General features: G+C 38.9%; 24 protein-coding genes. 9 read left to right on the top strand and 15 right to left on the bottom strand.

Annotated elements, in window-relative coordinates:
* Positions 1–61: 61 nt before the first annotated feature.
* Positions 62–1,105 (bottom strand): ferredoxin--NADP reductase, encoded by a 1,044-nt coding sequence (locus tag ASG14_RS03865; RefSeq protein ID WP_056869713.1) that lies wholly within the window; start codon positions 1,103–1,105, stop codon positions 62–64.
* Positions 1,106–1,248: 143 nt separating this feature from the next.
* On the bottom strand, positions 1,249–2,019 hold the full coding sequence (locus ASG14_RS03860) for a lytic transglycosylase domain-containing protein (RefSeq protein ID WP_056869712.1): 771 nt from the start codon (positions 2,017–2,019) through the stop codon (positions 1,249–1,251).
* A 263-nt stretch (positions 2,020–2,282) separates the two neighbouring features.
* On the opposite strand from ASG14_RS03860, the gene ASG14_RS03855 reads away from it, so the two are divergent.
* Positions 2,283–3,779, top strand: coding sequence for a pseudouridine synthase (locus ASG14_RS03855; RefSeq protein WP_056869711.1), 1,497 nt, complete (start codon positions 2,283–2,285; stop codon positions 3,777–3,779).
* Between the two features lie 154 nt (positions 3,780–3,933).
* Positions 3,934–5,049: a lactonase family protein gene (locus tag ASG14_RS03850; protein WP_056869710.1), complete on the top strand. Its 1,116-nt coding sequence runs from the start codon at positions 3,934–3,936 to the stop codon at positions 5,047–5,049.
* Between the two features lie 52 nt (positions 5,050–5,101).
* Here the strand turns inward: ASG14_RS03850 and ASG14_RS03845 are convergent, their stop codons facing one another.
* The 6 genes from ASG14_RS03845 to tilS form a co-directional block, all read right to left on the bottom strand.
* Complete coding sequence (locus tag ASG14_RS03845; RefSeq protein ID WP_056094416.1) at positions 5,102–5,548, bottom strand: KTSC domain-containing protein; 447 nt, start codon at positions 5,546–5,548, stop codon at positions 5,102–5,104.
* 282 nt (positions 5,549–5,830) lie between these two features.
* Positions 5,831–6,973: an N-acetyl-alpha-D-glucosaminyl L-malate synthase BshA gene (bshA, locus tag ASG14_RS03840; protein ID WP_056869709.1), complete on the bottom strand. Its 1,143-nt coding sequence runs from the start codon at positions 6,971–6,973 to the stop codon at positions 5,831–5,833.
* 107 nt (positions 6,974–7,080) lie between these two features.
* On the bottom strand, positions 7,081–7,476 hold the full coding sequence (locus tag ASG14_RS03835) for a GxxExxY protein (RefSeq protein ID WP_056869708.1): 396 nt from the start codon (positions 7,474–7,476) through the stop codon (positions 7,081–7,083).
* 74 nt (positions 7,477–7,550) lie between these two features.
* Positions 7,551–8,015: a hypothetical protein gene (locus tag ASG14_RS03830; protein ID WP_157274824.1), complete on the bottom strand. Its 465-nt coding sequence runs from the start codon at positions 8,013–8,015 to the stop codon at positions 7,551–7,553.
* Between the two features lie 137 nt (positions 8,016–8,152).
* Positions 8,153–8,641 carry a hypothetical protein gene (locus ASG14_RS03825; RefSeq protein ID WP_056869706.1) on the bottom strand — a complete coding sequence of 163 codons (489 nt, stop codon included), beginning with the start codon at positions 8,639–8,641 and terminating at the stop codon, positions 8,153–8,155.
* Between the two features lie 4 nt (positions 8,642–8,645).
* Positions 8,646–9,974, bottom strand: coding sequence for a tRNA lysidine(34) synthetase TilS (gene tilS / locus ASG14_RS03820; RefSeq protein WP_056869705.1), 1,329 nt, complete (start codon positions 9,972–9,974; stop codon positions 8,646–8,648).
* Positions 9,975–10,037: 63 nt separating this feature from the next.
* Between tilS and ASG14_RS03815 the strand changes: the two genes are divergently transcribed.
* Positions 10,038–12,254 carry an OstA-like protein gene (locus tag ASG14_RS03815; protein WP_056869704.1) on the top strand — a complete coding sequence of 739 codons (2,217 nt, stop codon included), beginning with the start codon at positions 10,038–10,040 and terminating at the stop codon, positions 12,252–12,254.
* Here ASG14_RS03815 and rdgB read toward each other — a convergent pair.
* Both rdgB and ASG14_RS03805 read right to left on the bottom strand, forming a co-directional pair.
* Positions 12,244–12,828: an RdgB/HAM1 family non-canonical purine NTP pyrophosphatase gene (gene rdgB / locus ASG14_RS03810; protein WP_056869703.1), complete on the bottom strand. Its 585-nt coding sequence runs from the start codon at positions 12,826–12,828 to the stop codon at positions 12,244–12,246. The genes ASG14_RS03815 and rdgB overlap by 11 nt on opposite strands.
* Positions 12,829–12,855: 27 nt before the next feature.
* On the bottom strand, positions 12,856–13,509 hold the full coding sequence (locus ASG14_RS03805) for a hypothetical protein (RefSeq protein WP_056869702.1): 654 nt from the start codon (positions 13,507–13,509) through the stop codon (positions 12,856–12,858).
* 104 nt (positions 13,510–13,613) lie between these two features.
* Here ASG14_RS03805 and ASG14_RS03800 point away from each other — a divergent pair, with 104 nt between their 5' ends.
* The 4 genes from ASG14_RS03800 to ASG14_RS03785 all read left to right on the top strand — a co-directional run bounded on the left by ASG14_RS03800 (position 13,614) and on the right by ASG14_RS03785 (position 16,893).
* The gene (locus tag ASG14_RS03800) at positions 13,614–14,201 is read left to right on the top strand and encodes a hypothetical protein (protein ID WP_056869701.1); all 588 of its coding nucleotides are present in this window, start codon (positions 13,614–13,616) and stop codon (positions 14,199–14,201) included.
* 61 nt (positions 14,202–14,262) lie between these two features.
* Positions 14,263–15,624 (top strand): peptidylprolyl isomerase, encoded by a 1,362-nt coding sequence (locus tag ASG14_RS03795; protein ID WP_056869700.1) that lies wholly within the window; start codon positions 14,263–14,265, stop codon positions 15,622–15,624.
* 5 nt (positions 15,625–15,629) lie between these two features.
* The gene (locus ASG14_RS03790) at positions 15,630–16,592 is read left to right on the top strand and encodes a MoxR family ATPase (protein WP_056870231.1); all 963 of its coding nucleotides are present in this window, start codon (positions 15,630–15,632) and stop codon (positions 16,590–16,592) included.
* Positions 16,593–16,692: 100 nt separating this feature from the next.
* On the top strand, positions 16,693–16,893 hold the full coding sequence (locus tag ASG14_RS03785; RefSeq protein ID WP_056869699.1) for a hypothetical protein: 201 nt from the start codon (positions 16,693–16,695) through the stop codon (positions 16,891–16,893).
* 63 nt (positions 16,894–16,956) lie between these two features.
* Here ASG14_RS03785 and ASG14_RS03780 read toward each other — a convergent pair whose 3' ends face one another.
* From ASG14_RS03780 to msrA, 5 genes are all read right to left on the bottom strand, one after another.
* Positions 16,957–17,844: a glycerophosphodiester phosphodiesterase family protein gene (locus tag ASG14_RS03780; RefSeq protein ID WP_056869698.1), complete on the bottom strand. Its 888-nt coding sequence runs from the start codon at positions 17,842–17,844 to the stop codon at positions 16,957–16,959.
* Between the two features lie 97 nt (positions 17,845–17,941).
* Positions 17,942–18,799, bottom strand: coding sequence for a nuclear transport factor 2 family protein (locus ASG14_RS03775; RefSeq protein ID WP_056869697.1), 858 nt, complete (start codon positions 18,797–18,799; stop codon positions 17,942–17,944).
* Positions 18,800–18,877: 78 nt separating this feature from the next.
* Positions 18,878–19,861, bottom strand: coding sequence for a M28 family peptidase (locus ASG14_RS03770; protein ID WP_056869696.1), 984 nt, complete (start codon positions 19,859–19,861; stop codon positions 18,878–18,880).
* Between the two features lie 22 nt (positions 19,862–19,883).
* Positions 19,884–21,344 carry a cysteine--tRNA ligase gene (gene cysS / locus ASG14_RS03765; protein ID WP_056870230.1) on the bottom strand — a complete coding sequence of 487 codons (1,461 nt, stop codon included), beginning with the start codon at positions 21,342–21,344 and terminating at the stop codon, positions 19,884–19,886.
* A gap of 280 nt (positions 21,345–21,624) precedes the next feature.
* The gene (gene msrA / locus ASG14_RS03760; RefSeq protein ID WP_082491325.1) at positions 21,625–22,221 is read right to left on the bottom strand and encodes a peptide-methionine (S)-S-oxide reductase MsrA; all 597 of its coding nucleotides are present in this window, start codon (positions 22,219–22,221) and stop codon (positions 21,625–21,627) included.
* Between the two features lie 252 nt (positions 22,222–22,473).
* Here msrA and ASG14_RS03755 point away from each other — a divergent pair, with 252 nt between their 5' ends.
* On the top strand, positions 22,474–23,436 hold the full coding sequence (locus ASG14_RS03755) for an isopenicillin N synthase family oxygenase (protein WP_056869695.1): 963 nt from the start codon (positions 22,474–22,476) through the stop codon (positions 23,434–23,436).
* 149 nt (positions 23,437–23,585) lie between these two features.
* Positions 23,586–24,188 carry a lipopolysaccharide assembly protein LapB gene (locus ASG14_RS03750; RefSeq protein ID WP_056869694.1) on the top strand — a complete coding sequence of 201 codons (603 nt, stop codon included), beginning with the start codon at positions 23,586–23,588 and terminating at the stop codon, positions 24,186–24,188.
* Positions 24,189–24,214: the final 26 nt, after the last annotated feature.

Below are 24,214 nucleotides of genomic sequence, written 5' to 3'. Positions count from 1 at the left end.
TTAATAGTTTAACTAAAGTTACTTATTCCTCCACGGTTTCTGAAACGCAGAAAGCGTTCTGTTACCATTCAATCGTCGTTCCGTTTTCGGTAGGGCGGCCTGTACATACTAACACCCGGCCACGCTCCAACTCATCATCTGTAAGCACTTCATTATAATCCATGCGCACGTTGCCTTTGGTACAATTGGCTACGCAAGTGCTGCACACGCCACCGCGGCAACTGTATGGCAACTTTATTTTATGTTCAAGCGCAACATCTAATATCCTTTTAGGCCAGGGGATGTCTAAGTTGTAAGTTTCGCCCTGAAAATTCAGTATTACCGAATAGGTGTTTTTATCTACTATCTTTTCCGAGCTATCATCTTCATCAACTTCATCTTCGGGCAATACAAACGTTTCGCGTTTAATTTGGCTGATATCGAAACCCATACCTAATAAAGTTATGCGGCATAAGTCCATATAAATTACTGGTCCGCAGGAATAAAAGAGTGCTTTTTCTTTGGCGAAAACCAAATGTTCTTTTAAAATCTTCTCAATATAAAACTTGTTCAACCTGGCGGTCATCAGGTTTTTGCTGTTGCTGAAAACAAAAATGATTTTTAAGCGCTCCGGGTATTTTCTTTGCCATTCATTAAGTTCCTCATAAAACAAAGTATCTTCCAGAGAGCGATTACTGTACACCAGCGTAATTTTCGATTTAGTTTCACGCACCAGGGCTGTTTTCATAATGGCAAACAGCGGCGTGATTCCGACTCCGGCAGCAAAAAGAAAAACATCGCGTTCCAGGTTTTCTTCTGGCAAATAGCTGAATAAGCCTTGAGGCCCCTGAGCTAACAGTATGTCACCTTCGGCAGTTTTGTGATGCAACAATCTTGAAATTTCCCCGTTTTCCACTCTTTTTACCGTAATGGAAAGTGGCTCATTAACGTCGGGAGAGCTGTTGAAAGAATATGACCGGCGGATCTCTTTATGTTTTCCTTCAAATATTAAAGATATAAATTGCCCGGCAAGGTATTTTGGATAATCGGCATCAACTGGCTGCAACTGAAGCGTAATATTATCGCCGGGTTGGTTTATAATCTTATCAATTCGCAGTTTGTACATAATGCAAAGAAAGTGATTTTGTTCAAAATTTCGTTAGCGTATTAGCCGTTTGTATCCAATGGCGAACCCCATTTCGACAAAAAACACCAAAAAAAAACGTCCTGAATAGTCAGGACGTTTACCAAATGCTTGTCTTTTATTTGTTATTCGGCATTGTATGCCAGTAATTCTTTCGGTTTATCATAACCATAGCGAACAGGGTGCTCAATAATCTGTTTCATCGAAATTACTTTATAAACGTAACCACCGGTTTCACGGTTAAGTTTCATTTTGTAGTAATTATCCTGATTTTGACTATTGATCTGCTTGCGTAAACGGCCGTCGCCAACATTGTAAGCCGCAGCTACCAATGTCCAGCTTTCTAAACCTTTATACATTTCTTTAATGTATTTACATGCAGCCACAGTAGATTTACGCAGGTTATAGCGTTCATCGGTTCCGCCGCTAACTTTCAATCCGTAGGTGCGGGCGGTACCGGGCATAAATTGCCACACACCTGCTGCGCCTTTCGGAGATACGCCTGCCTGCATACCCGATTCAACTAATGCTAAATACTTGAAATCATCAGGGATGCCGTAAGCGGCCAGAATAGGCTCGATAACAGGAAACCATTCGGCAGCTTTCCGCTGTAAACGATGGGTTTGCGTATTACCATAGGTATGAGCTGCAAGGATTTTTTTCATTTTCCGTTCAACCTTTCTATCGCCAAGAGGCAAGGTTTCGTCGGCAAAATTTAGCTGAGCCATTAGAGATTTTTTCTCTTTTTTGGGTTGTTCAGCGGGTACTATTGTAGTGTTTATCTTTTTTTCTTTTAAAAGACTTTTTTGTGCTAAGGGCATTTGGTAAGCGAACACTTTTGCCAAAATAAATAGTGCTGCCACTATCGCAAATGGTACTATGTGTTTCTTTAACATCTTCCTCCTTTTTTTGGTGAACTTATAAAAAACGTTGACAAAGGTAAAAATTAATAATCAGATTACCAACTAGTTACGAAATTAAGCGCCAAAATCGAGCTTTAAAGTGCTTTAAACGTGGATTTTAAATTTTGATTTTCGGCTACTTTTCAGTATTTTAGAGGCTATTTTTCGACAAAATTTTATCGGCGCTCCTGATTGGTAATTTCAGCTATTTTACATAAATTTGCAGCCCGCATTTCAGGTGCGGCTAAAAGCGTATCATGATAAATAAAAACAACAGGAACAGTCGGGATGACAAGTCCAAACCGGGAAGCCGAAAAACCGAAGGCAGAAGCAGTGCCGGTGGTTCTGACAGAAAAAGATCAGAAGAAAAAGACAGTAAATTCAAAAAATCATCCGATTCAAATACAGGCTTCAGACCTAGAAGCACAGACAGTAAAGATTTCAAATCAAAATCCTTCGGAGACAAAAAAGATTTCAAGCCAAGGGGCGATCGTAATTTTAAATCGAGAGATGAAGAACCTAAAGGTTTCAAATTTGGAGATAGAGAATTTAAATCAAAGGACGCATCATCCAAAGGCAGCGAACGTGATTTTAAACCAAGAGAAGGCGGCTCAAGAGATTACAAACCCAGAACAGGAGACAGAGATTTCAAATCGAAAGATGGCGGCTCGAGAGACTTCAAACCAAGAACAGGAGACAGAGATTTTAAATCAAAAGAAGGTGGCACAAGAGATTATAAACCAAGAACAGGCGAACGGGATTTCAAATCTAAGGATGGAGATTCGAGAAATTTTAAACCGAGAACTGGTGAAAGGGATTTCAAAACAAAAGAAGGCGGCTACAAAGATTTTAAAGCGAGAGGCGGCAGAAATGACGACTTTAAACCAAGTGCAGGAAGCTCGAGAGATGTAAAACCGAGAGAAGGTGCAGACAGCAGACCTTTCAGAAAACGCGAAGAGCTTAAGCCAAGAGATACAGAATTTAACCGTGAGGAAAGAACTGTAATTAAGCAGGGGCGTAAAACTAATGAAGAGAAAGGCTTAATTCGCCTAAACAGATATATTTCAAATGCCGGCATTTGCTCACGCCGTAAGGCCGATGAGTTAATTGCAGCCGGTATTATCACCGTAAACGGCGAGGCAGTAACCGAGCTGGGCCACAAAGTAGACCCGGCAAAAGATATGGTGCGCTACAACGGTGAGTTGCTTAAACGCGAAAAAAAGGTTTATGTTTTATTAAATAAACCGAAAGATTACATCACTACAACAGATGACCCGCAGGAGCGACGTACGGTTATGCAGTTGGTAGATAAAGCCAGTCGCGAGCGTATTTACCCTGTTGGGCGTTTAGACCGCAACACTACGGGCTTACTATTGATGACAAATGACGGTGATTTGGCAGATAAATTATCGCACCCAAAAAACGGCATCTCAAAAATATACAATGTAGAGTTAGATAAATCTTTATCGCAGGCAGATTTAAATAAAATTCAGTTTGGTTTAGAGCTTGAAGATGGTTTGATTAAACCAGATAACATTTCTTACGTTGCCGGCGGAACTAAAAAAGAGATTGGCATTCAAATCCATAGTGGCAAAAATCGGATTGTTCGCCGTATTTTCGAGCATTTAGGCTACAATGTAGAAAAGCTAGACCGCGTAGTGTATGGTAATTTAACCAAAAAAGATTTGCCTCGTGGAAGATGGCGTTATCTTGAGGAACATGAACTCATTCAGATTAAACATCTGATAAAATAAATTTCAAAGGCAATCAACAGATTGCCTTTTTTGTTTTATGAGTATGAACCTAAGCGATAAAACTGCCGCAGTGTTTAATTATAAGTTGATGAGATGAGGAAAGCCGGCAGTAATAATATTTTCTCATATTTGTTATAAATTCAAAATTGATCCTATGAAAAGATTTAGATTACTAATGTTGTTGCTTTCATTTTCCCTAGCCAGCTTAGCACAGCAAAGCAATTACAACCTACTTATCGGCACGTATACAAACACCCCTGCAAAAAGTGAAGGCATTTACACCTACAATTTCAATACCAGCACCGGAAATACAAAATTAAAAAGTGTTGCAAAAAACGTTGCCAATCCAAGTTACATTGCAATTTCACCCGATAAAAAATTCGCTTATTCGGTAAACGAAACAGGGAAAGAGAGTAGTGTGAGCGCTTTTAAGTATAATGCTGTTACAGGTGGATTGACGTTCATCAATAAAGTTTCGAGCGAAGGGGCCGACCCATGTTACATTACCGCAGACAACGATAATGTAATTGTTGCAAACTATAGCGGCGGAAGTTTGGCTGTTTTTAAGCGAAAGACTGATGGTAGTTTAAGTAGCGCGGCACTTGTAATACAACACACCGGAAAAAGCATCGACCCGAAAGGCAGGCAGCAGAGCGCCCATGTGCACATGGTTAAGTTTACACCCGATAAGAAATTCCTCATTTGTAATGATTTAGGTGAGGATAGGATATACATTTATACCTACAACCCAAAAAGCAACAAGCAGGTGCTGGTGTTAAAAAACGTTTTAAGTACTACTGCCGGAACCGGACCAAGGCACATTGCCTTTTCCCCAAACGGAAAGTTCGCTTACCTCGCCCACGAATTTAATGGCAGCATTACAGGCTTCTACTATACCAATGGAAGCTTAAAAAAGATTCAGGAAATTGGTACTACCCCAAAGGGATTTGAAGGACGAATAGATGGAGCAGACATTCATGTTTCTGCCGATGGCAAGTTCCTGTACGAAACAAACCGCGGCGATGCAAATACCATTTCGGTGTTTTCTATTCTTTCTACAGGGATATTGCGGTTAGTAGAAACGGTAAGTACTTTAGGTAAAGGACCAAGAAATTTTTCAATAGACCCAAGTGGCCGTTTTGTACTCGTGGCTCACCAATACACTAATAATGTTGTCATTTTTAAACGCAACAAAGTAACGGGCAAACTTACAGATAGCGGAAAACGTATTGAAGTTGCCGCACCCGTAAACCTCGTGTTTACCAAATAGCTACAGCCACTTCCGGCAAAAAAAAAGACTTGCCAGGTGGCAAGTCTTTTTTTTAAGCTGGCTCAGCAACCTTCGCTACATTGCGGTATGGATAGTCACTGAATATATGTCTGCGGGCGAAACGGCCTGGAGAATCAGCATTTACCAATTTAACATAAATGGCCTTAGGCACGTCAAAATATTCGTACGCACTACCGTCGAAAAACTGGATGTTTAATACCTGTTGTTTGTATTCAAAATCGAGAATGTTCGATTTTGTAATCGTTTCAGTATAAGTTTCGATATTTTGTTCACGGGTTTCCGGCGCAATACTCACTAAAAAATGGTAAGCTTCAATAATATCTTTGCTTCTTGCTTCTGCCTCTAATTTTTCCTCTTCCTGCTGGAATTTATCAGGGTGGCAATCTTTCATCAACGTACGGTATACCGACTTAAGATCCTTTAATTCGGCATTTTTATCTACGCTTAAAAGCTTTCTGTAATCAACAATTTTTTTCATCTAACCTGTTTTCTAATTTGAAATGCGACAATTGAAACGTTTATCAAGGGTTTCAAGGGCGCAAAGGTACAACTTATAATCGTTTGATTTTGAGAAAGTTTTGTTTTAATAAATATATTTTATTGATTTCTTAAAATCGAATCGTTTTCTGAAACACTCATAATTAAATAGTTAGCGCTCAATTGTTGCTTATCTATATTTAATGAGCTTGATAAAAGTCCTTTTTAAGTATTTACCAAAAAGCTAAACCGCAAAAAATCAGGGTTATTTTAAGCAGATAATTTAGTATTTAGGTTGCAGTGAGTTTTCGATTACCTCTTTATAATAATTTACGTATGAAGGTAAAATTTTAATCAAATCGAAATCTTTTGCTCTCGTAAATGCATTCTCTTTAAAACGCTTCAGGGTTTCATCATCCTTAAGTATTTCGATCGCGTGTGCTGCCATAGAATCTACGTCGCCTACTTCACTCATGTAACCGCAAAAACCATTAACGTTTAATTCAGGAATGCCGCCGGCATTTGTTGTAATGATAGGAACTTTACAAGCCATTGCTTCCAATGCAGCCAGACCAAAACTTTCAGATTCGGATGGCATCAGGAAAAGGTCGGATACTGAAAGAATTTCTTCGACAGCATCTTGCTTGCCTAAGAAACGAACATGGTCGCAAATATTCAGCGAGCGGCACAATTGCTCGTCATATACACGCTCGGGTCCATCGCCTACCATTAAAAGTTTGGAGGGAATTACCGCCTGCACTTTTTCAAAAATACGGATAACATCTGCAGTGCGCTTTACTTTTCTAAAGTTACTGGTATGTATTAAAATGCGTTCATTATTTGGGGCAATTGCTTTCTTAAAGTGGTCTTTTGCCTGCAAACTAAAGCGGTTAAAATCAATAAAATTAGGGATTACCTTAATGTCTTTCGTGATTTCGAAATGGTTATAAGTATCGTCTTTTAAATCCTGCGAAACAGTGGTTACGCCATCGCTTTGGTTAATTGAGAATGTTACTACCGGTTTATACGTTGGATCTTTACCAACAAGGGTAATATCGGTACCGTGAAGTGTGGTAACTACAGGAATATGAATGCCATAGCTTGCCAAAATTTGCTTCGCCATAAACGCTGCAGAAGCGTGCGGAATTGCATAATGCACATGTAGAACATCCAGCTGCTCAAAACGAACAACATCTACAAGCTTACTTGCAAGCGCAGATTCGTAAGGGGCATAATCAAACAGCGGATAATCCCTTACCGAAACTTCGTGATAAAACAAGTTTGATGAAAAGAAATCGAGCCTTGCCGGCTGACTATAAGTTATAAAATGAACCTGGTGTCCTTCATTAGCAAGTGCTTTTCCAAGTTCTGTTGCAACTACGCCACTACCGCCAAAAGTAGGGTAGCAAACAATTCCTATCTTCATTATATATGTATTGTTGTTACCGCAAATGTAACCCAATTATATCTAATTTATGTGTAAGGCAATTGCAATAAAAACCCAGACAACTGTTTTGCTAAGCGGCCGCTATTTTAAACTAATATCACTTTTTTAAACTGGAGCAGTTCTGCATTGAAATTGATAATTAAACAGATTGCAGGTTTTGATAAAATCAGTTGATTAAATACATCCAAATCAGTTGATGATAACATAAAAGGGCAAGATTTAATTTCCACAATAATGCCGTCATTTACTAAAAAGTCAGCGTGGAATTTATGGTCGAGTGCCATACCATTATAATTTACGGCGTATTTTTTATCCCTTGTGTAAGGTAAACCATTATGCTGCAATACCGATTCAAATGCATTGCGATATACTAGAGCAGGCGACCCGCTACCCAATTGTTTGTGAATTTCGAATGCAAACTCAACTAATTCTAAGCATTCTTCTTTAAAAGGAAAATCTTTTGGCTTTTGGTTTTGAGTCATAATAAATTAAGCGTGGAATATTTTAGGGCTGAATGGATAATGCTGCCCGGATACATTGTTATGTTGAGCGACAATTATTTATAGAAGAAAATGACTTTAGGCGATTTATAGCCGACTTTCCGTTCCTCCCCCTGAATCTGCGTACGAATATCTTCTACCTTAGCGATTTGTTTATTGAATCGTTCCAAGGCCTTTTCTGCATCATTAGCGTCAGATTTCGCCTTTTTTGCCAGCTTATCCATGGCTTTCAAATCGAACGAACTTCCCGAAGACGTTTGGTCGCTTTGGCTGCTGGTTTTCGCAGCAGATGCCGTTGCATTGCCATTCGCCTCCAGCAACTTCAGGCGCAGTTTCTCCACAGTAGATTCCTCCGCAGATTCTTCGGTTTTTAACTCCAGAATTTTGATGGTTGCTTTTAAAATTTCGATTCTATTGTTGAGTACGCCGAGCGAATCTTTTGATACCCTGGCGCTATAGGTTTGAGCCATTAAAGGAATCGCTGATGTGCTAATCAGAAAAATGAAGACAAAGGTTTTCATAATGGAATGTTTCGAAACATAATCCAATATGCATGCCCGAATGGCAAAAGCCTATAGCACAGCATTTAACAGGCTTTTCAGGCAAGACTCAGAAAAATTTTGTTGAATTTCGAGAAAAAAATTCCCCGCAGGGAAGATTATTTAAGTTTTTTCATCTCGTCTTTTATAACAAGAAGCAGTTCATTTGGTCGCTGGGTACCAATGAAATATTCAAGACCATCCCGGTCGGTTAAAACAACAGCATCTTTACCCGAAGAGTAAAAACGAATTGTACCTTTTGTATGTAAGTTGTAAACAGGATTGTTAAAAAAATAGCGGCTGTAAGTTGCCTTGCGAACGTCCGTTATGCTATTTAAGTCGATTTTAACACGCTTGGTCGTCCAAAGGCCATCCAATATCATGCTCCCTTTATCTACTACGATTTTATACTGAATTAAGAAAAGTAACAACATGGAAACGCCGATAATCCCAAAACCAACCACCAGGAATAAATCCTGCGTATTATCTCTGTCGCGTTCGTAAACATAGGCCGCAAAACAGAATGCCGCCATAATAAGCCTAATGAAAATGCGAACATAATCACGGCCGATATACTGTTTTTCGATGTATGCGAATCTGTTTTCCACTTAGTTAATTTTCGAGCTCGAATATAACAACTTTTTTGGTTGCCTGGGTTAATTTGTAGCGGTTATCCTGTCTCATTCCGGCAATCCAGATAATTTCCCCGTTTCCATTAACCAAAATCGGGATATTTGATTTTAAATGCAAGGGCACCTTCTCATCAATAAAGAAATCGCTTATTTTTTTAAATCCTTTCATGCCCAGCGGGATAAATTTATCGCCATGTTCCCAGTTTCTCATAATCAGCGGAAACTGCAAAGCAGCTTCATCAACAAAAATTTTACTGGTATTTGCTTCGAACTTTAAATCATTAGAAAAACTAAAGCAGAAGTTATAGTTGGCAAATTTAAAAGTTAAATCCTTCGGATGGATTACTTTGTGCCGCTGCAAACCTGATTCAATTTTACTAACAATTAAGTTTTCTCTATCAATTGTGGCCTGATGGCTGCTGCTGTAAAATTTAATTCCACTTTGTTTATCTACAGCATTTATGATTTCTTCAATCACACTTTCGATAAAATTATAGGGTTTCAACAATTCAAAAAGCAAGAGCTTTTGCGGTTCTAAAAGTTTAATTTGATTTAAAGATATATAGACACCATCGGGTTTTGTGGAAATTAACTCAGCAGCAATCTTTTCGACCTGCGATTTCAGAAAAATCTCAATCTCGGCAAAGCGTTCAACGTTCTGCTCAAATGTGCGCTCCAAATTGGGGTTAATAGCCTTTAAGTGTGGAATTACTTCCAGGCGTAATTTATTTCTGGTGTAATTAGCGCTCAGGTTAGAGCTATCCTCAACAAAATCGATATTATTGTTAGCTACAATTTGATTAATTTCTTCACGGTTTAAAAAAAGAAGCGGCCGTATGAGTTTGTCGCGTTTCGGCAAAATGCCATGCATTCCGCTAATTCCGGTTCCCCTTACTAAATTAAGTAAAACCGTTTCAATGGAATCGTTCTGGTGTTGCGCCAGGGCGATAAAATCATAACCGTTTTGCTGCCTTATTTCTTCAAACCAATTGTATCGTAAAGCTCTAGCTGCCATTTGTGTGGAAATTTTATTTTCGGCAGCATATTTTTTTGTGTCAAAATGCGTTACATAGAATGGCAGATTTAAGGATTGTGTAAGCGTTTTAACAAAATGCTCATCGCGTTGCGCTTCATCTGCACGTAAATTAAAATTACAGTGTGCCACACCAATATCAATTTCATATGCTTTAAAAAGATGCAACATTAATATCGAATCTTTCCCTCCGCTAACAGCTAAAAGAATTCTGCTACCTTTTTTAAACAGCGCTTGCTCCGCAATATATTTCTGAAAATCTGACAAAGGTAACATCCACCAAAAATATTTAATTTTAACCGGTTTCCAACGTTCGGAACAAAAAACTAACTTTGTAAAGTGCAAAAAACATTTGTCTTTCTTTTTTTACTGATTTGCCCCGTGTTATTATTCGGTCAGCAGAAAGGTTCTATTATAAAAATTATTTCTTCTACGCGTATAACCGGTGATACAAAAGCAAAAGTAAGTTATTTACGCAACCCGGTTTTTCAGCAAGACAACGCAACCCTAACCTGCGATAGCGCAGTTTTTTACACCGAGCGTAACTATTTCGAAGCTTATAAAAACGTTCACATCCATCAGTTAACAACCGATATTTATTCTGACCAGCTTCAATATGATGGAAATAAGAAACATGCTCATTTAACAAATAATGTGAGAATGGTAGACCCAAAATCTACGCTTACCACGAACATTCTGGATTATGACATGGTTGCAAAAATTGGAACTTACACCAGTGGTGGCAAAATAGAAACTCAGGATGTTGTGCTGACCAGTAAAAACGGTTACTATTTTAATAACAGCAGCGATGCCTATTTTCGCTACAACGTTGTGGTGGTTACGCCGCAAAGCGTTATCAAATCGGATACGATGCGTTACAACGTTGATTCGAAGTGGACTTATTTTTACGGCCCTACAAATATTAAAGGGAAAGACGATAATTTATACACGGAAAACGGCGCTTACAACACATTGAGTGAAGATGCCTACTTCGGCAAAAAAAACCTTTATACACAGGATACAAAATCGCTAAGGGGCGATAGCTTATATTATTACGGAAAAATTGGCTACGGGAAAGCCGTTAAGAACATTGTTTTTACGGATAAAAAAGACGGCACGAAAATGTACGGAGATTTAGGCTTCTACTACAAGGCAGACCAGCGAACTCTGGTTACCAAAAAGGCCTATGTAGATTTAATATCTGGTGATTCTGTTACAGTAAATAATAAAAAACGCCCCGACACGCTTCGCCTCGGCGCAGATACCCTGGAAACCCAAATGGCTTTGCAAAAGACACTGAAACTGATTCCTAAAATTTCCATAAAAGCGGATAATGAGGTTGGGGAGGACGAAGAAGAAACACCAAAAACGGAGAAGAATTCTGGTAAAGAAAAAAATGTGCCTGCCACAAGTAAAAACCAGAAAGTAACTACGCAAAGCGGAAAAGAACCAAAAGGTAAACGCGACGATAAATTAGCTGCTAAAAAGCCCGCTGAAGTTCCGGGTAATGTGCTCGATAGCGTAAAGGCAAAGATTGATACGACTACGCTTAAAGAGAAGTTAAAAGTTGATCCTGTGTTGAAAAATGCTTCGAAAGTTGTTGACACGCTGAAGAAAAAGGCAGGCAGTTTGAATGAAGTTGTGAAAAAAACTCCGAAGGTAAACCCGGATAGTTTACTAAAAAGCATACCAAAAGCTGCAAAAGATAGCCTGAATAAGGTGACTAAAAAACTTAAAGCTGATACTGTTTTTAACCCGGCGGACACTGTTACGACGAGGGTAATCAGGGCTTATCATAACGTTAGGATTTTTAAGAGCAATATTCAGGCAAAAACCGACAGTCTGTTTTATACCAGTGCTGATTCTACGCTTCGTTGTTACGGCAATCCAATTATCTGGTCGGAAGGCTCGCAGGTTGTTGGCGATACGATTTATGTTCAGTTTAAGAAAAATAAACTCAACAATTTACAAGCCTTTAAGAATGCATTCCTGGTAAATACACCGGCAGATTCACTCCGCTTTAACCAGATTAAAGGCCGTTACATGACCGGCTTTTTCGAAGAGGGAAAACTCAAAACCCTGTATGTTGATGGCAATGCAGAGAGTATTTATTATACGCAGGATGACAGCACGAAGGTTTACAAAGAAATGAACCAAACCTTAAGCAGCCGGATAAAATTCAGATTTAAAAATAACGATATCGACGAAATTGTTTATATAAATAGCATTGAAGGTGCGCTAAACCCTGAAAATAAAGTTCCGAAAGATAATGTACTGAAAGGATTTTCCTGGAAACCTAAAGAGAGACCAAAATCTAAAAAGGAAGCGATAGGTTCGTTAGGCATAAAGAAAGCGACACCAAAAACGCCGGCAAAAAACACGGCAACGAAATCGGTTGCAGGCAAAGCACCCGCAACAATAAAACCTGCAACGACAAAACCTGCAGCAACAAAAGCCGTATCGAAAACTGATTCGTTAATAAATTTTGGAATTAAGCCGATTTTACCAAAAAAGGATTCGGTTAAAGTTGCGCCGAGAAGCGCCGTTAAGCAGTAGCTTCGTTTCTCAGAAAAGCAATCATTTTTTGAAGTGCCAAAGCCCGGTGGCTTATTTTATTTTTCTCACTCATTTCCATCTCCGCGAAAGTAATATTGTAGCCGTCTGGCTGAAAAATCGGGTCGTAACCAAAACCTTTAGCGCCTGAAAGTTCCGTTCTTATGCTGCCTGTTATAACACCTTCGAACAAATGGTTCTGGCCGTTTTGCATCAAAGAAATAACAGTTTTAAACCTCGCTTTTCTGTTTTCGACACCATTCATCTTCTGCAAAACAAGATTAATATTTTCCTGGCTATCGCGGCTACAAGAATACCTTGCCGAATAAACGCCAGGCTCATTATTTAATGCTTCAATTTCAAGTCCGCTATCATCGGCAAAACAATCGAGCCTGAAATGCTCCGCAACATAGCTGCTTTTCAAAGTTGCATTGCCCTCAAAAGTAGCGGCAGTTTCAGGAATGTCGACAAAGCAGCCGATGTCTTCAAGGTTTAAAACCTCGTACAGCCCCTCGAGAGCCATCCGTATTTCTTCAGTTTTATGCTGATTATTTGTTGCGAAAACGAGTTGTTTCATCGAAAATATGTTTCTAATTTGAAGAACTTATTTAAGCTTTTGGAGATTTCCCCACAGCGATTTTTTTGCAGATAAGTCACCATCCAGAGCATGAAGATTTGGGGCGAAAATCATTTTTGTTGTTTCGTGAAAAATGAGTTCGCCAGTCCAGCTGAGGTTTAGTTTAAGATGTTCTGCCCCTACCCCAAAGGCCAGCATTACAGCAGGTTTAAAAAACTGGTGTAATTCAACGAAATCGACATTCTGATAATTTGCATAGTTAAGTAAAGCGAAATCAGGCGTAGCCAAATCAATTGCCTTAACTATTTTACGCAACAGTTCACGACCTTGTTCGGTACTTACATCGTTGGCGGTATCATTTACTAAAATCAATACTGCCTTTTTATTTCCACCTAAAAATCTAAAGGTTTTCGGCAGCACCGGTTCATTCGTAATCGCGTGCATTTCTGCCTCTTTAATGCTGTTTTCTAACTTCGGCGAAGCATTTTCATGCACAACTTCTTCAACTTTATCAGTTGAAAGTACAGTTTTGACCTCCACAGCCTCATCACTTAAACCAGGCAGAATAGTACCTGCAGGAGCAACAGAGGCAATATTTACGGATTTATCTTCAACCAAAAAAACATCTTCAGTAAAAAATAATCGTAAAGCATTTGCATTGTTGGTAACCTGACTTTCCATTCGTATTTTTGCGGTATAATAATTTCTGTTAAAATTAGTTAAATATCTTATAATAGCCCCGCTTATTGTTACTTTTATCCTTTAAAATTTATAGAGACTTTTGTGTGAGAAAGGCATCTTGCTTGTTTGTTTTCAGTTTGTTATGGAGTTCATCGTTCGCACAAAACGTAGCCGTAATTAACAGTAAACCTGTTAGCAGCAAGGAGTTTATGTGGGCTTATAAAAAGAGCCATAACGGGAATGCATCTGCAAATTATAACGACTTGCTAAGCTACCTGAATCTTTACATCAATTTTAAATTGAAGGTTTTAGATGCAAAGGAAATGGGTTTAGATAAGAATGCTACTTACCAGGAAGAGGTTAAAACTTACGAAACTGCGCTCGAAATGCACAAAAAAGTCACCAATTCGGGTAAGGACCACGATTACCTTCTGAATGAGTACAAAGAAGGTGTTTTAATGTTCAATGTATCAGAACAAAAAATTTGGAACAAAGCGCAGGAAGACGAGCAGGGAATTGAAGAGTTTTATAATAAGAATAAACAGAATTATAATAAATCATTAAACGATGTAAGGGGTGATGTAATTGCCGATTACCAACAAAAGCTGGAAGAGAACTGGCTTAACAAGCTTAAAAATAAATATTCCGTTAAAGTTAATGAGAACGAGTTGAGAAAGTTAGCTAAACTATAACTTAGACCGGGCTTAATTAATTAATCCATTAGTATTAAATTTGCAAAATATAAATAATAGAATGAAGAAAGTTTTTTTAGTAGTAACTGCTTTAATTAGCTTGTTTTTAAACAGCTATGCCCAAAAGAATAACATCGACAAAGTTGCTGCTGTGGTAGGTAATAATATCATTTTACTATCCGATTTAAATCAACAATACACACAATATCTGTATCAGGGCCGCCCTGCCGATCCAAACATTAAATGCATGTTATTGCAGCAAACGTTAACCCAAAAATTGCTTAAGCAACAAGCCGAAATCGATTCGGTTATGGTTGATGACGCCCAGGTTGATGATGAGGTGAACAGACGTATGCGTTATAGCATGCAACGTGCAGGCGGACAAGAACGTTTAGAACAATTTTTGAATAAATCTATCCTGCAGTATAAAGATGAAATGAGGCCATCAATAAAGGATGAACTTATTGCACAAAAGATGCAATCTAAAATAACTGCAGATATTAATGTTACCCCTCTTGAGGTAGAAAAATATTTCAAAACGCTTGGAGATAGCATTCCTGAATTCGGCACTGAAGTTGAAATTGGCGAAGTGATTTTAAACCCGCAACTTACCAAAGCCGAGAAAGAAAAGTTTCATGATAAAATTGAAGCTTTGCGCTTAAGAATTAAAGGCGGTGAAGATTTTGGTGCTTTGGCGAAGGCTTACTCGGAAGACCCTGGTTCGGTGAGCGACGGTGGTGATTTAGGTTTTTTTGATAGAAGCCAGATGGCAAAAGAGTTTACCGCCTGGGCTTTTAAACTTAAAGCCGGGGAAATGTCGCCTGTATTCGAAACCGAATTTGGCTACCATATTTTACAGGTAATTGAGCGTCGTGGCGAATCCGTTCATGCGAGGCACATTTTGATTATGCCTAAGAGCACCCAAAGCAGCTTAGACCGTACCAAGCTTCATGCAGATAGTATTTACAATAATATTATGGCTAAAAAAATAAGTTTCGCTGCTGCTGCAAACCTATATTCGGATAACAAGGAAACAAAATATAATGGCGGTATGATGCTTAACGCAGAAAATGTTCAAGCCAGAAGTACTTTTATTCCGGTAGAAAAATTAGATCCTGCAGTGTTCCTTGTAATCGATACGATGAAAACTGGTGGGATTTCGAAACCAACATTATTTACTGCAGCAGATGGCAAGCAAGGTTACCGTATTTTATATTTGAAATCGAAAATCCCGCCTCACAAAGCTAATTTAGCTCAGGATTACCCAAAAATTAAAGCTGCTGCTCAGGATGACAAAACAAATCGTACATTGAGCGAGTGGTTTGAGAAACGCCGTGAAAGCACATTCATAAAAATTGATGATGAATTTCAGGATTGCGACCAATTGAAAATCTGGACTAAGAAAAAAGCGGAGACTAAATAATGCCAATGCAGTATAAGAACGAAGTAGAAGCTGTAAATGCCCTTCATCAATCTTTCAACAACATAAAAGCAGAAATAAGCAAAGTTGTAGTTGGGCAGGATGACATCATAAAATCGGTATTAATTGCCATTTTCAGCAACGGACATTGCTTATTGGTTGGCGTACCAGGCTTAGCTAAAACGTTACTTGTACAAACGGTGGCTTCGGTTTTAGATCTTGATTTCAATAGAATTCAATTTACACCCGATTTGATGCCAAGTGATATTATTGGTGCAGAGATACTGGGTGAAGACCGGCATTTTAAATTTATTAAAGGACCTGTGTTTTCAAACATTATCCTTGCTGATGAAATAAACCGTACGCCGCCAAAAACGCAGGCCGCTTTATTGGAAGCCATGCAGGAAAAGTCGGTTACCGCAGCAGGACAAACCCACGCGCTGCCAAAACCGTTCTTTGTTTTAGCAACGCAGAACCCGATAGAGCAAGAAGGTACTTACCCGCTTCCTGAGGCACAGTTAGATCGTTTCATGTTTAACATTCAGTTAAATTATCCTGCTTTTGCAGATGAGCTAACAATTGTAAAAAACACGACAAGCAACAAAACTATTCAACTGCAAAAGATTATTCATGCAGATGATATCCAGTATTTCCAAAAACTAATCCGAGATATTCCGGTAATAGATAATGTTCTGGAATATGCAGTAAAACTTGCGGCAAAAACACGGCCGCAAAGCGAATTTGCTACCGAGGCCATTAACAAATACATCAGCTGGGGCGCCGGACCGCGAGCTTCGCAATTTCTAGTTTTGGGCGCTAAGTGCCATGCCGCAATTTCAGGCAAGTATGCACCAGATATTGAAGATGTACAAGCAGTTGCAGAGCCAATTCTGCGCCACCGTATTGTGCGTAACTATCGTGCAGAAGCCGAAGGTTTATCAATTGAAAAGATAATTAAGGATTTACTCTAAACCCTTCTTAGAAATAAAAGGCAAACCTTTATTTTCTAAACTTTGTTACTATCTTTACCACACAATTACAAAGCATAAATTTTAAATCAAAATATTCGATATGTCAGCTCACGATTCACACGCACCAGTTCAGCAAACATCAGGCATTTGGGCTTTACCATTAACCGCATGGATTATTGTATTAATTCTTTGCGTTGTATTTACCAGACCAATCTTTCATCACGAAGAGGAAGGTACAACGTCTCATGAAAAAACTGAAATGCCAGCACACGAAAAAACAGAAGCTGCTCCGCATCATTAAGAGCACCATATTTAAACAAGAAATGCGCTGGTTTACCAGCGCATTTCTTGTTTAAGGTAGTTTTTATTTAATCTGACCAATAAGGTTTGGATAATCAGTAATTACACCATCTACACCAAGGCTCATTAAATATTTAACTTCTTTTACGGAGTTGATTGTCCACGGAATAATTTTTACGCCCATTTCATGGCAACGATCTACCAAGCCTTTTCCAACCAAAACAGAGTAAGGGCTATAAATTGTCGGCTTAAAACCAAGTTTTTCGATGTAATCCTCAAAAGGTTCCTTCTCATCAATTAATAACGAAGTCTGTATTTTAGGGTATTTCTCGTGCAAGTACTGCAGCGTTCTCATGTCGAAAGATTCGATAATAACCCTTTTCGAAATCTTTTTGGCATTTACAATATCCATTATCAAATCAACAAACTCTGCGGGCTCAGGGTGAAATACATTATCGCCGTTTTTAATTGTCTTCGTTTCTATGCTATAAACAGGTTTTGGAAGCCGTTTTAATTTAACATATTCTTCAACTTCATCAATCGTTTGAGATAGTAAAGGCTTGCTAACTTTAAATTTCATTTGGCCCGGAAAGCGAGAATGTATCTTGCTTCCCACATCGAACTTTTTGATTTCATCATAATCCATTTTATAAATGTTGAAATCCTTTTGGTTTTTTAAAGTAATGGCTTTTCCGTTGGGCTGAAGCGAAATTTCATTATTAAAATATGGCTCCTGAGAAAGCACCACCTGTTTGTCTTTCGAAATTACAGCGTCCATTTCCAGGGTGGTAACACCCAAATCCAAAGCCTTTAACATTCCCTGAATTGTATTCTCGGGCACAATGCCACGAGCGCCTGCCTTTCCCTGCACGTCGAACTTCCTTTTCTGGGCTGATACATTTAACAACTGAAATGTGAGGAATACAGTATATAACAGTAGTTTTTTATTCATTCAATTTATTTTAAGAGTAACGAAATTAAAGCAATTCAGGTATAAAAAAAGGGCTAACTTTTTACGGAGAGCCCTTTAAGCAAATTCACATTAAATATTATCTATCAGCAGGAACAAAGGCCTGAACAATTAAATTCCAGCTTGCATCAGCTGCTTTTTCGTATACAAAAACGTAATTAAAACTTTCTCTTAAATCGGCCTTGTAGTCAATTGTAGCAACACCATATGTGTAAGCCAAATCGCTGCCCAGTGCTTTATCAACGCCTGTTGTTTTCAGGTTTATTTTCCCTATCATCCCATTAAAAAATGAAAGAATTTTTCCTTTACCTTCAATCGCGTCATTGCCCGGGAACAATAAACGGGCGTTGTTGGTTAAGAAACCACCAAAGGCTGCAATTCCATGTGTTTTAAGAAATGTATTTAAGGTTTTCTCTGTTGTAAGAATTACATCTTTACTGGCTTTTTGCTCCTTTTCATTAAAGAACTTAGGAATAAAGCGGTCCTTTGGTTCTTCAAATCTGTTGGGCATTTTGGCAAGCGGCTTATTGCTCTCGGTGCCTAAATCTATTGCCAGTTTCCAGGTTCCGTTTTCTGCTTTCCAGATAGAAAGATACTGACCATATTTTTTTTCAGTGCCTGCAAGCTCGTATGGTCCGGTGGTGAAACCCAAATCTCCGCTGCGAGATACTTTCGCAAAATTCGGCTCCCAGGAAACTTCATTCGAGCCTTTGGTTTGCGAGGCGTAAAAAGTTTTTGCATTTACCGGATTCGGTCTGAACACAAGTGTATTGGCCGAAGAATATTCGATATAGGATTCTTTATCTCCTTTTTTTGCGATAGATTTTGCAAATTCTTTTTCTGCGTTTACCAAAGATTTCGTAGTGCCATCGCTCTTTTGTGCGAAAGCACTTAGCGCTAAAGCAACAGCAAAAGTTGTAGAGATTAATGTTTTCATTCGTTGTTCTGTTAAGGTATGGCGAATATAAAATTTTATTTTACGGCTGGTTCGAAAAGTAATTAACAATTGAACATTCTATTTTTCGCGGTAAATAGTTTCGAGTACAGTTTGGCCGGTTGCCTTCAGGGTATTTTTATCAATGTTGGCTAAATTATCGAGTTGAGTATGCCAGTTAATATAAAAACCACTGTTATCATTATAGTGAATAATATCGACTGACGGAACACCAGCTTTGTTCATCCAAAAATGGTCGTCAACAAGTTTCCCGCTCGGAATGCGCACAAAATAAGAGGAGTAACCAATTTCATTACCAATATCCCAAACCTTATTTACAATTGCCGGGGCTAACTGCCTGGAAATTTCATCTTGTGTAAACTGTGCACTGCCACCGCCAACCATATCAAGGTTTATGCCGAACAAAGCCTTGTAGCCGGTTGCAGCAGCGTTTTTAGCCCAATATTGCGAGCCTAAGCACCAGGTAGTTTCATCGGGTGTTTCATCATTTGCCTTGCCATAATCCTCCAGGTCCCATAAAACGAAGTCGACGCCAACATCGGGTTGTTTCTGATGAATCTGGCGTGCCATTTCCAGAATTACAGCAACGCCACTTCCAGCATCATTTGCTGCATCGAAAGGCTTTGTATGATTTGCAGCGTCAGCATCCTGGTCCGAAAAAGGGCGGGCATCCCAATGTGCTGCTACTAAAATCCGGTTCTTTTTCTCCGGACTAAAACTGGCAAGGATATTTTTTAACTGAAAGCTTTTCCCATCATAAGTTGTCGTTTTGGCGCCCTGCACCTTTACTTCAGCACCAAAAGATTTCAGCTTCGAAACCAGGTAGTCGGCACATTTTTGATGCGCCACGGTACCCGGAATTCTTGGACCAAAATCTACCTGTGCTTTAGTGTAAGCAAAAGCGCTGTCGGCATTAAATTCGGGCGAAACCAACTTAACTTCCTGAGGCGTAGCATTACTTTCCTCAGCAGGTTTTTTATCATTTTTACACGCCTGAAAAGTTATTAAAGCAATTACAGGCAATATTAAAAGTTTTTTATTCATTGTATTAAGCTAAAGGTGAAAGCTATACCTTACTCCAGGTTGTGCCTTCTTTGCTGTCTTTAAGTTGAATTCCTAATTCCTGCAATCCAATTCGAATCTTATCAGATGTTGCATAATCCTTATTTTCTTTGGCTTCTTTGCGCAAATCGATAACCATTTCCAAAACGCTGTTCAACTCCAGGTTGTCAGATTCCTCATCTTTTAGCCCCAAAATATCGAACACAAAATCCTGAATCAGTTGCTTAAGCTTAGCTAACTCGACAGCAGAAATTTTGGCTTTTCCATCGTAAACAGTATTAATAATCCTAACGGCTTCGAAAAGCTCGGCAATTAAAACCGGACTATTAAAATCATCATTCATAGCATTAATGCAGTTGGCTTTTAATGCATCGATATCAAAATCATTTTGCTCCGAAACAGTTAATTTTTCTAACAAATTAACAGCAGCCATTAAACGCTTAAATCCTTTTTCTGAAGCATCAAGTGCGTCGTTAGAAAAATCAAGCGTACTCCGGTAATGTGCCTGCATCATAAAGAATTTCACCGTCATCGGACTATATCCTTTCTTAAGCAAAGGATGGTCGCCGGTAAACAATTGCAAAGGCAGAAAACCATTGCCAGCCGATTTAGACATTCGTGTACCGTTTACGGTAAGCATGTTGGTGTGCATCCAAAAACGTGCAGGTTGGTGGTGGCTGCAAGCTTCTGATTGAGCAATTTCATTGGTATGGTGCGTTGCCGCCAGGTCCATGCCGCCGCCGTGAATATCAAACTCTGCGCCTAAATATTTGGCGCTCATGGCCGAACATTCAATGTGCCAGCCCGGAAAACCCATCCCCCACGGCGATTGCCATTGCATTAATGTTTCTGGCTTAGCCTTAATCCAGAGCGCAAAGTCTAACCGACCGTGTTTCTCATCCTGTCCACCCAATTCGCGGGTGTTGTTCAACATATCTTCCAGGTTACGGTTGGTTAAAATCGTATAGTTATATTCTTTGCTATATTTTTCTACATCAAAATAAACATTACCGCCAATTTCGTAAGCATATCCGTTTTCAATGATAATTTTTATCATTTCAATTTGTTCGATAATATGCCCCGTGGCTGTGGGTTCAATACTTGGCGGCAACGTATTAAACATGCGCATCACATCATGGAAACCCAGCGTGTATTTCTGCACAATTTCCATCGGCTCCAGCTGCTCCAGCTTGGCTCGTTTTGCAAATTTATCGTCACCCTCATCCCTATCGCCTTCCAAATGGCCGGCATCGGTAATGTTGCGAACATACCTAACTTTGTATCCTAAGAATTTCAGGTATCTAAAAATTAAATCGAACGACATAAATGTGCGGCAATTGCCTAAATGCACATCACTGTAAACCGTTGGGCCGCAAACGTACATCCCAACATTGGGCGCATTTAATGGCTGAAAACTTTCTTTTTTACGAGAAAGTGTATTGTAAAGCTGTAAGCCGGTATTCATAGTGCAAATGTAATATTTACCATCGTAAAGTTTCAGAATTGCTAATTGTTTAAAAGCTAAATCAACACTTTGTAAACGAAAGCTTTGTTTTTTTATTTGAAAAGGTACACCTGCATTCCAATTATCGCCTGTTCCTGCTTTACATTGCAAGTCCTCGCTGCGCTCCGGGCTTTACATTACAATCAGGTTTAAGAACCAAAATCGTGCTAAAAACAAAATGCTCAGGTCAAAAATCCAAAATAGATTCTCGCCTGAGCATATATATTTGTGTAATTAAAACTTACTTAAGCTTCGCCTTAAAAACTTTCTCCAACTTTTCCAGTTTCGGTAAAATTACCAATCTGCAATAAGGCGCATCGGCGTTGTTTTTGTAATAATTTTGGTGGTAGCTTTCTGCAACATAAAACGGTTCGGCCGCTTCAATGGCAGTTACAACTTTTTTGCCGTAAGCATTTGTAGCGTTTAATTCGGCTTTATATTTTAGAGCAAGCGCTTTCTGATCTGGCGAATGGTAAAAAATAACAGAACGGTATTGTGTTCCGCTATCGGCACCCTGGCGGTTTAACGTTGTCGGGTCGTGGCTTTTCCAAAAAACCTCCAGCAAATCTTTATAAGTAATCTGCATCGGGTTGTAGGTAATTTCCAAAACCTCTGCATGGCCTGTAAAACCAGTACATACTTCTTCGTAAGTTGGGTTGGCAACTTTACCGCCTTCATAGCCAGATTTTACCGAAACTACGCCTTTCAATTTTTGAAATATCGCTTCAGTACACCAAAAGCATCCCATACCAAAAGTCGCCTTCTCCGTTTTTTTTCCTTGCGCATTGGCCTGGTTTATGGCCAGCACAGCTAATAAGATTAAAATTATTCGTTTCATGTTTTTGTGTGTTGATTTTGTTGCAAGCTGAAATGTACTGCTTTATCATACTATATTACGAAATAAAGTTTTTTAAAGTTTCCATCCTTTTAATAATGGATTTTACATGACAATCATAAAATAGCTGTGATGCAATGGTGATGTGAATAACTTAGTATATTGATAGTTAAATTTTTAAACAGCAAATTATTACTCCTTAAGCACTTATTAACAATTCTTTTTTAAATTCGTACAACATTAAATAATAAAAATATGTCTACACCTTACATTCCATGTTTAGATTTAGGTTCGTATATCAACGGAACTGAAGAAGAGCGCAAAAAGTTTTCTGATGAGCTTGGCAGAGCTTTTAACGATTCGGGCTTCGTTACCATAACCAACCATGGTTTAAGTCAGGAATTAATTGATAAACTTTATGAAAATATCAAAGCTGCCTTCTCGCTGCCTGTAGAAACAAAAAGAAAATACGAAAAACCCGAGTTGGCAGGTCAGCGTGGTTACACAAGCGCAGGTAAAGAAACTGCAAAAGGCGCTAAAACACCAGATTTAAAAGAGTTTTGGCAAATTGGACAGGAAGTTACAGATGGCGACCCTGTTAAAAATGAATACCCGGATAACGAGGTTTTGGAAGAGTTACCCGAATTTAATAAAGTAACCGGTGCCATTTATAAAAAGCTTGAAGAGAATGGCACACACCTTTTGCGTGCGATTGCGACCTATTTAGAATTACCAATAAACTATTTCGACAAACACGTTCATAACGGAAATTCTATTTTGAGGGGTATACATTACTTTCCTATCGAAAACCCGGAAACCATCCCTGATGATGCGGTACGGGCCGGAGCGCATGAAGACATTAACTTAATAACCTTGCTAATTGGTGCAAGTGCCGACGGACTTGAAGTTTTAACGCGTAGTAATGAATGGTTACCGATTAAAGCGCACCATACCGATATTGTAGTAAATGTTGGCGATATGTTGCAGCGGTTAACAAACAATAAACTCAAATCGACTACGCACAGAGTAGTCAATCCGCCCCGCGAATTGATGAAAACGTCGCGTTTTTCGGTGCCTTTTTTCCTGCATCCCCGCAGCGATATGGATTTGACAAGTTTGCCATCAACAATCGATGCCGAACACCCAAAAGCATACAGCGACATGACCGCCGGAGAATATCTTGACGAAAGATTGAGGGAAATCGGATTGAAGAAATAGCTGCAAGTGGAATATCCTTGTTAAAATCCATATTCCAATAATAATATAGAATTAGAAAGCATCGGTAAAAAGCCGATGCTTTTTGGTTAATTTGCATTGATTAAGCAATTGCTTTTTAGCTTTTATATCAAACTAAAATAAACACTTTCATGAAAAAAATTTTTCTAATCACGCTCCTGTTTTCGGTTTGTATCGTTTCGGTTTTTGCCCAGAACCAAAGCATAAAAGATCTATACTGGGATTATACCGTAATAAGAACCACTGAAACCGAAAAACAAAAGGCAATTGAAATTGCCTTGTCGCTGATGAAACGTTCTTCAGAATTAAATGCAAAACAAGTGGCGAACGTAAGTTATCACCTGGGCCGCCTTTATGAGGAAACCAATCAAATGAACCTGGCCATTCCTTACTATGAAAAAAGTATTCAGTTAACGCCGGGTTATTATGTGCCTTATTTGGCTTTAGGAAATCATTATTTTAAAGATTGCCGGGCAATGGTTAAAAAGCTAAACGAGGTTGCAGATGCAAAGAGTGTTGCAATGCATGGTAAAATGACAGAGGATTACAATAAATTTTCGGCAAAAACGGCTGCATATCTTGAAAAAGCTTATGCCTGCGACCCAGATGATTCTACAAAGAAAATGATAAGTTATCTGTATCAATCCTCAAAAAACAACGAAGCCGAAAAAACCTTTGATGTGAGGATAAAAAAGCTCGCAGAAAATTGCGTTACCTTATTAGATGATGAGTAAAATTAGCCTGGAAGGTTTTCAAACCT

It is taken from the genome of Pedobacter sp. Leaf194, assembly GCF_001423945.1.
Taxonomy (GTDB): Bacteria; Bacteroidota; Bacteroidia; order Sphingobacteriales; family Sphingobacteriaceae; genus Pedobacter.
The sequence above is the reverse complement of the archived record's forward strand: the minus strand, read 5'-3'. Positions and strand labels throughout refer to the sequence as shown.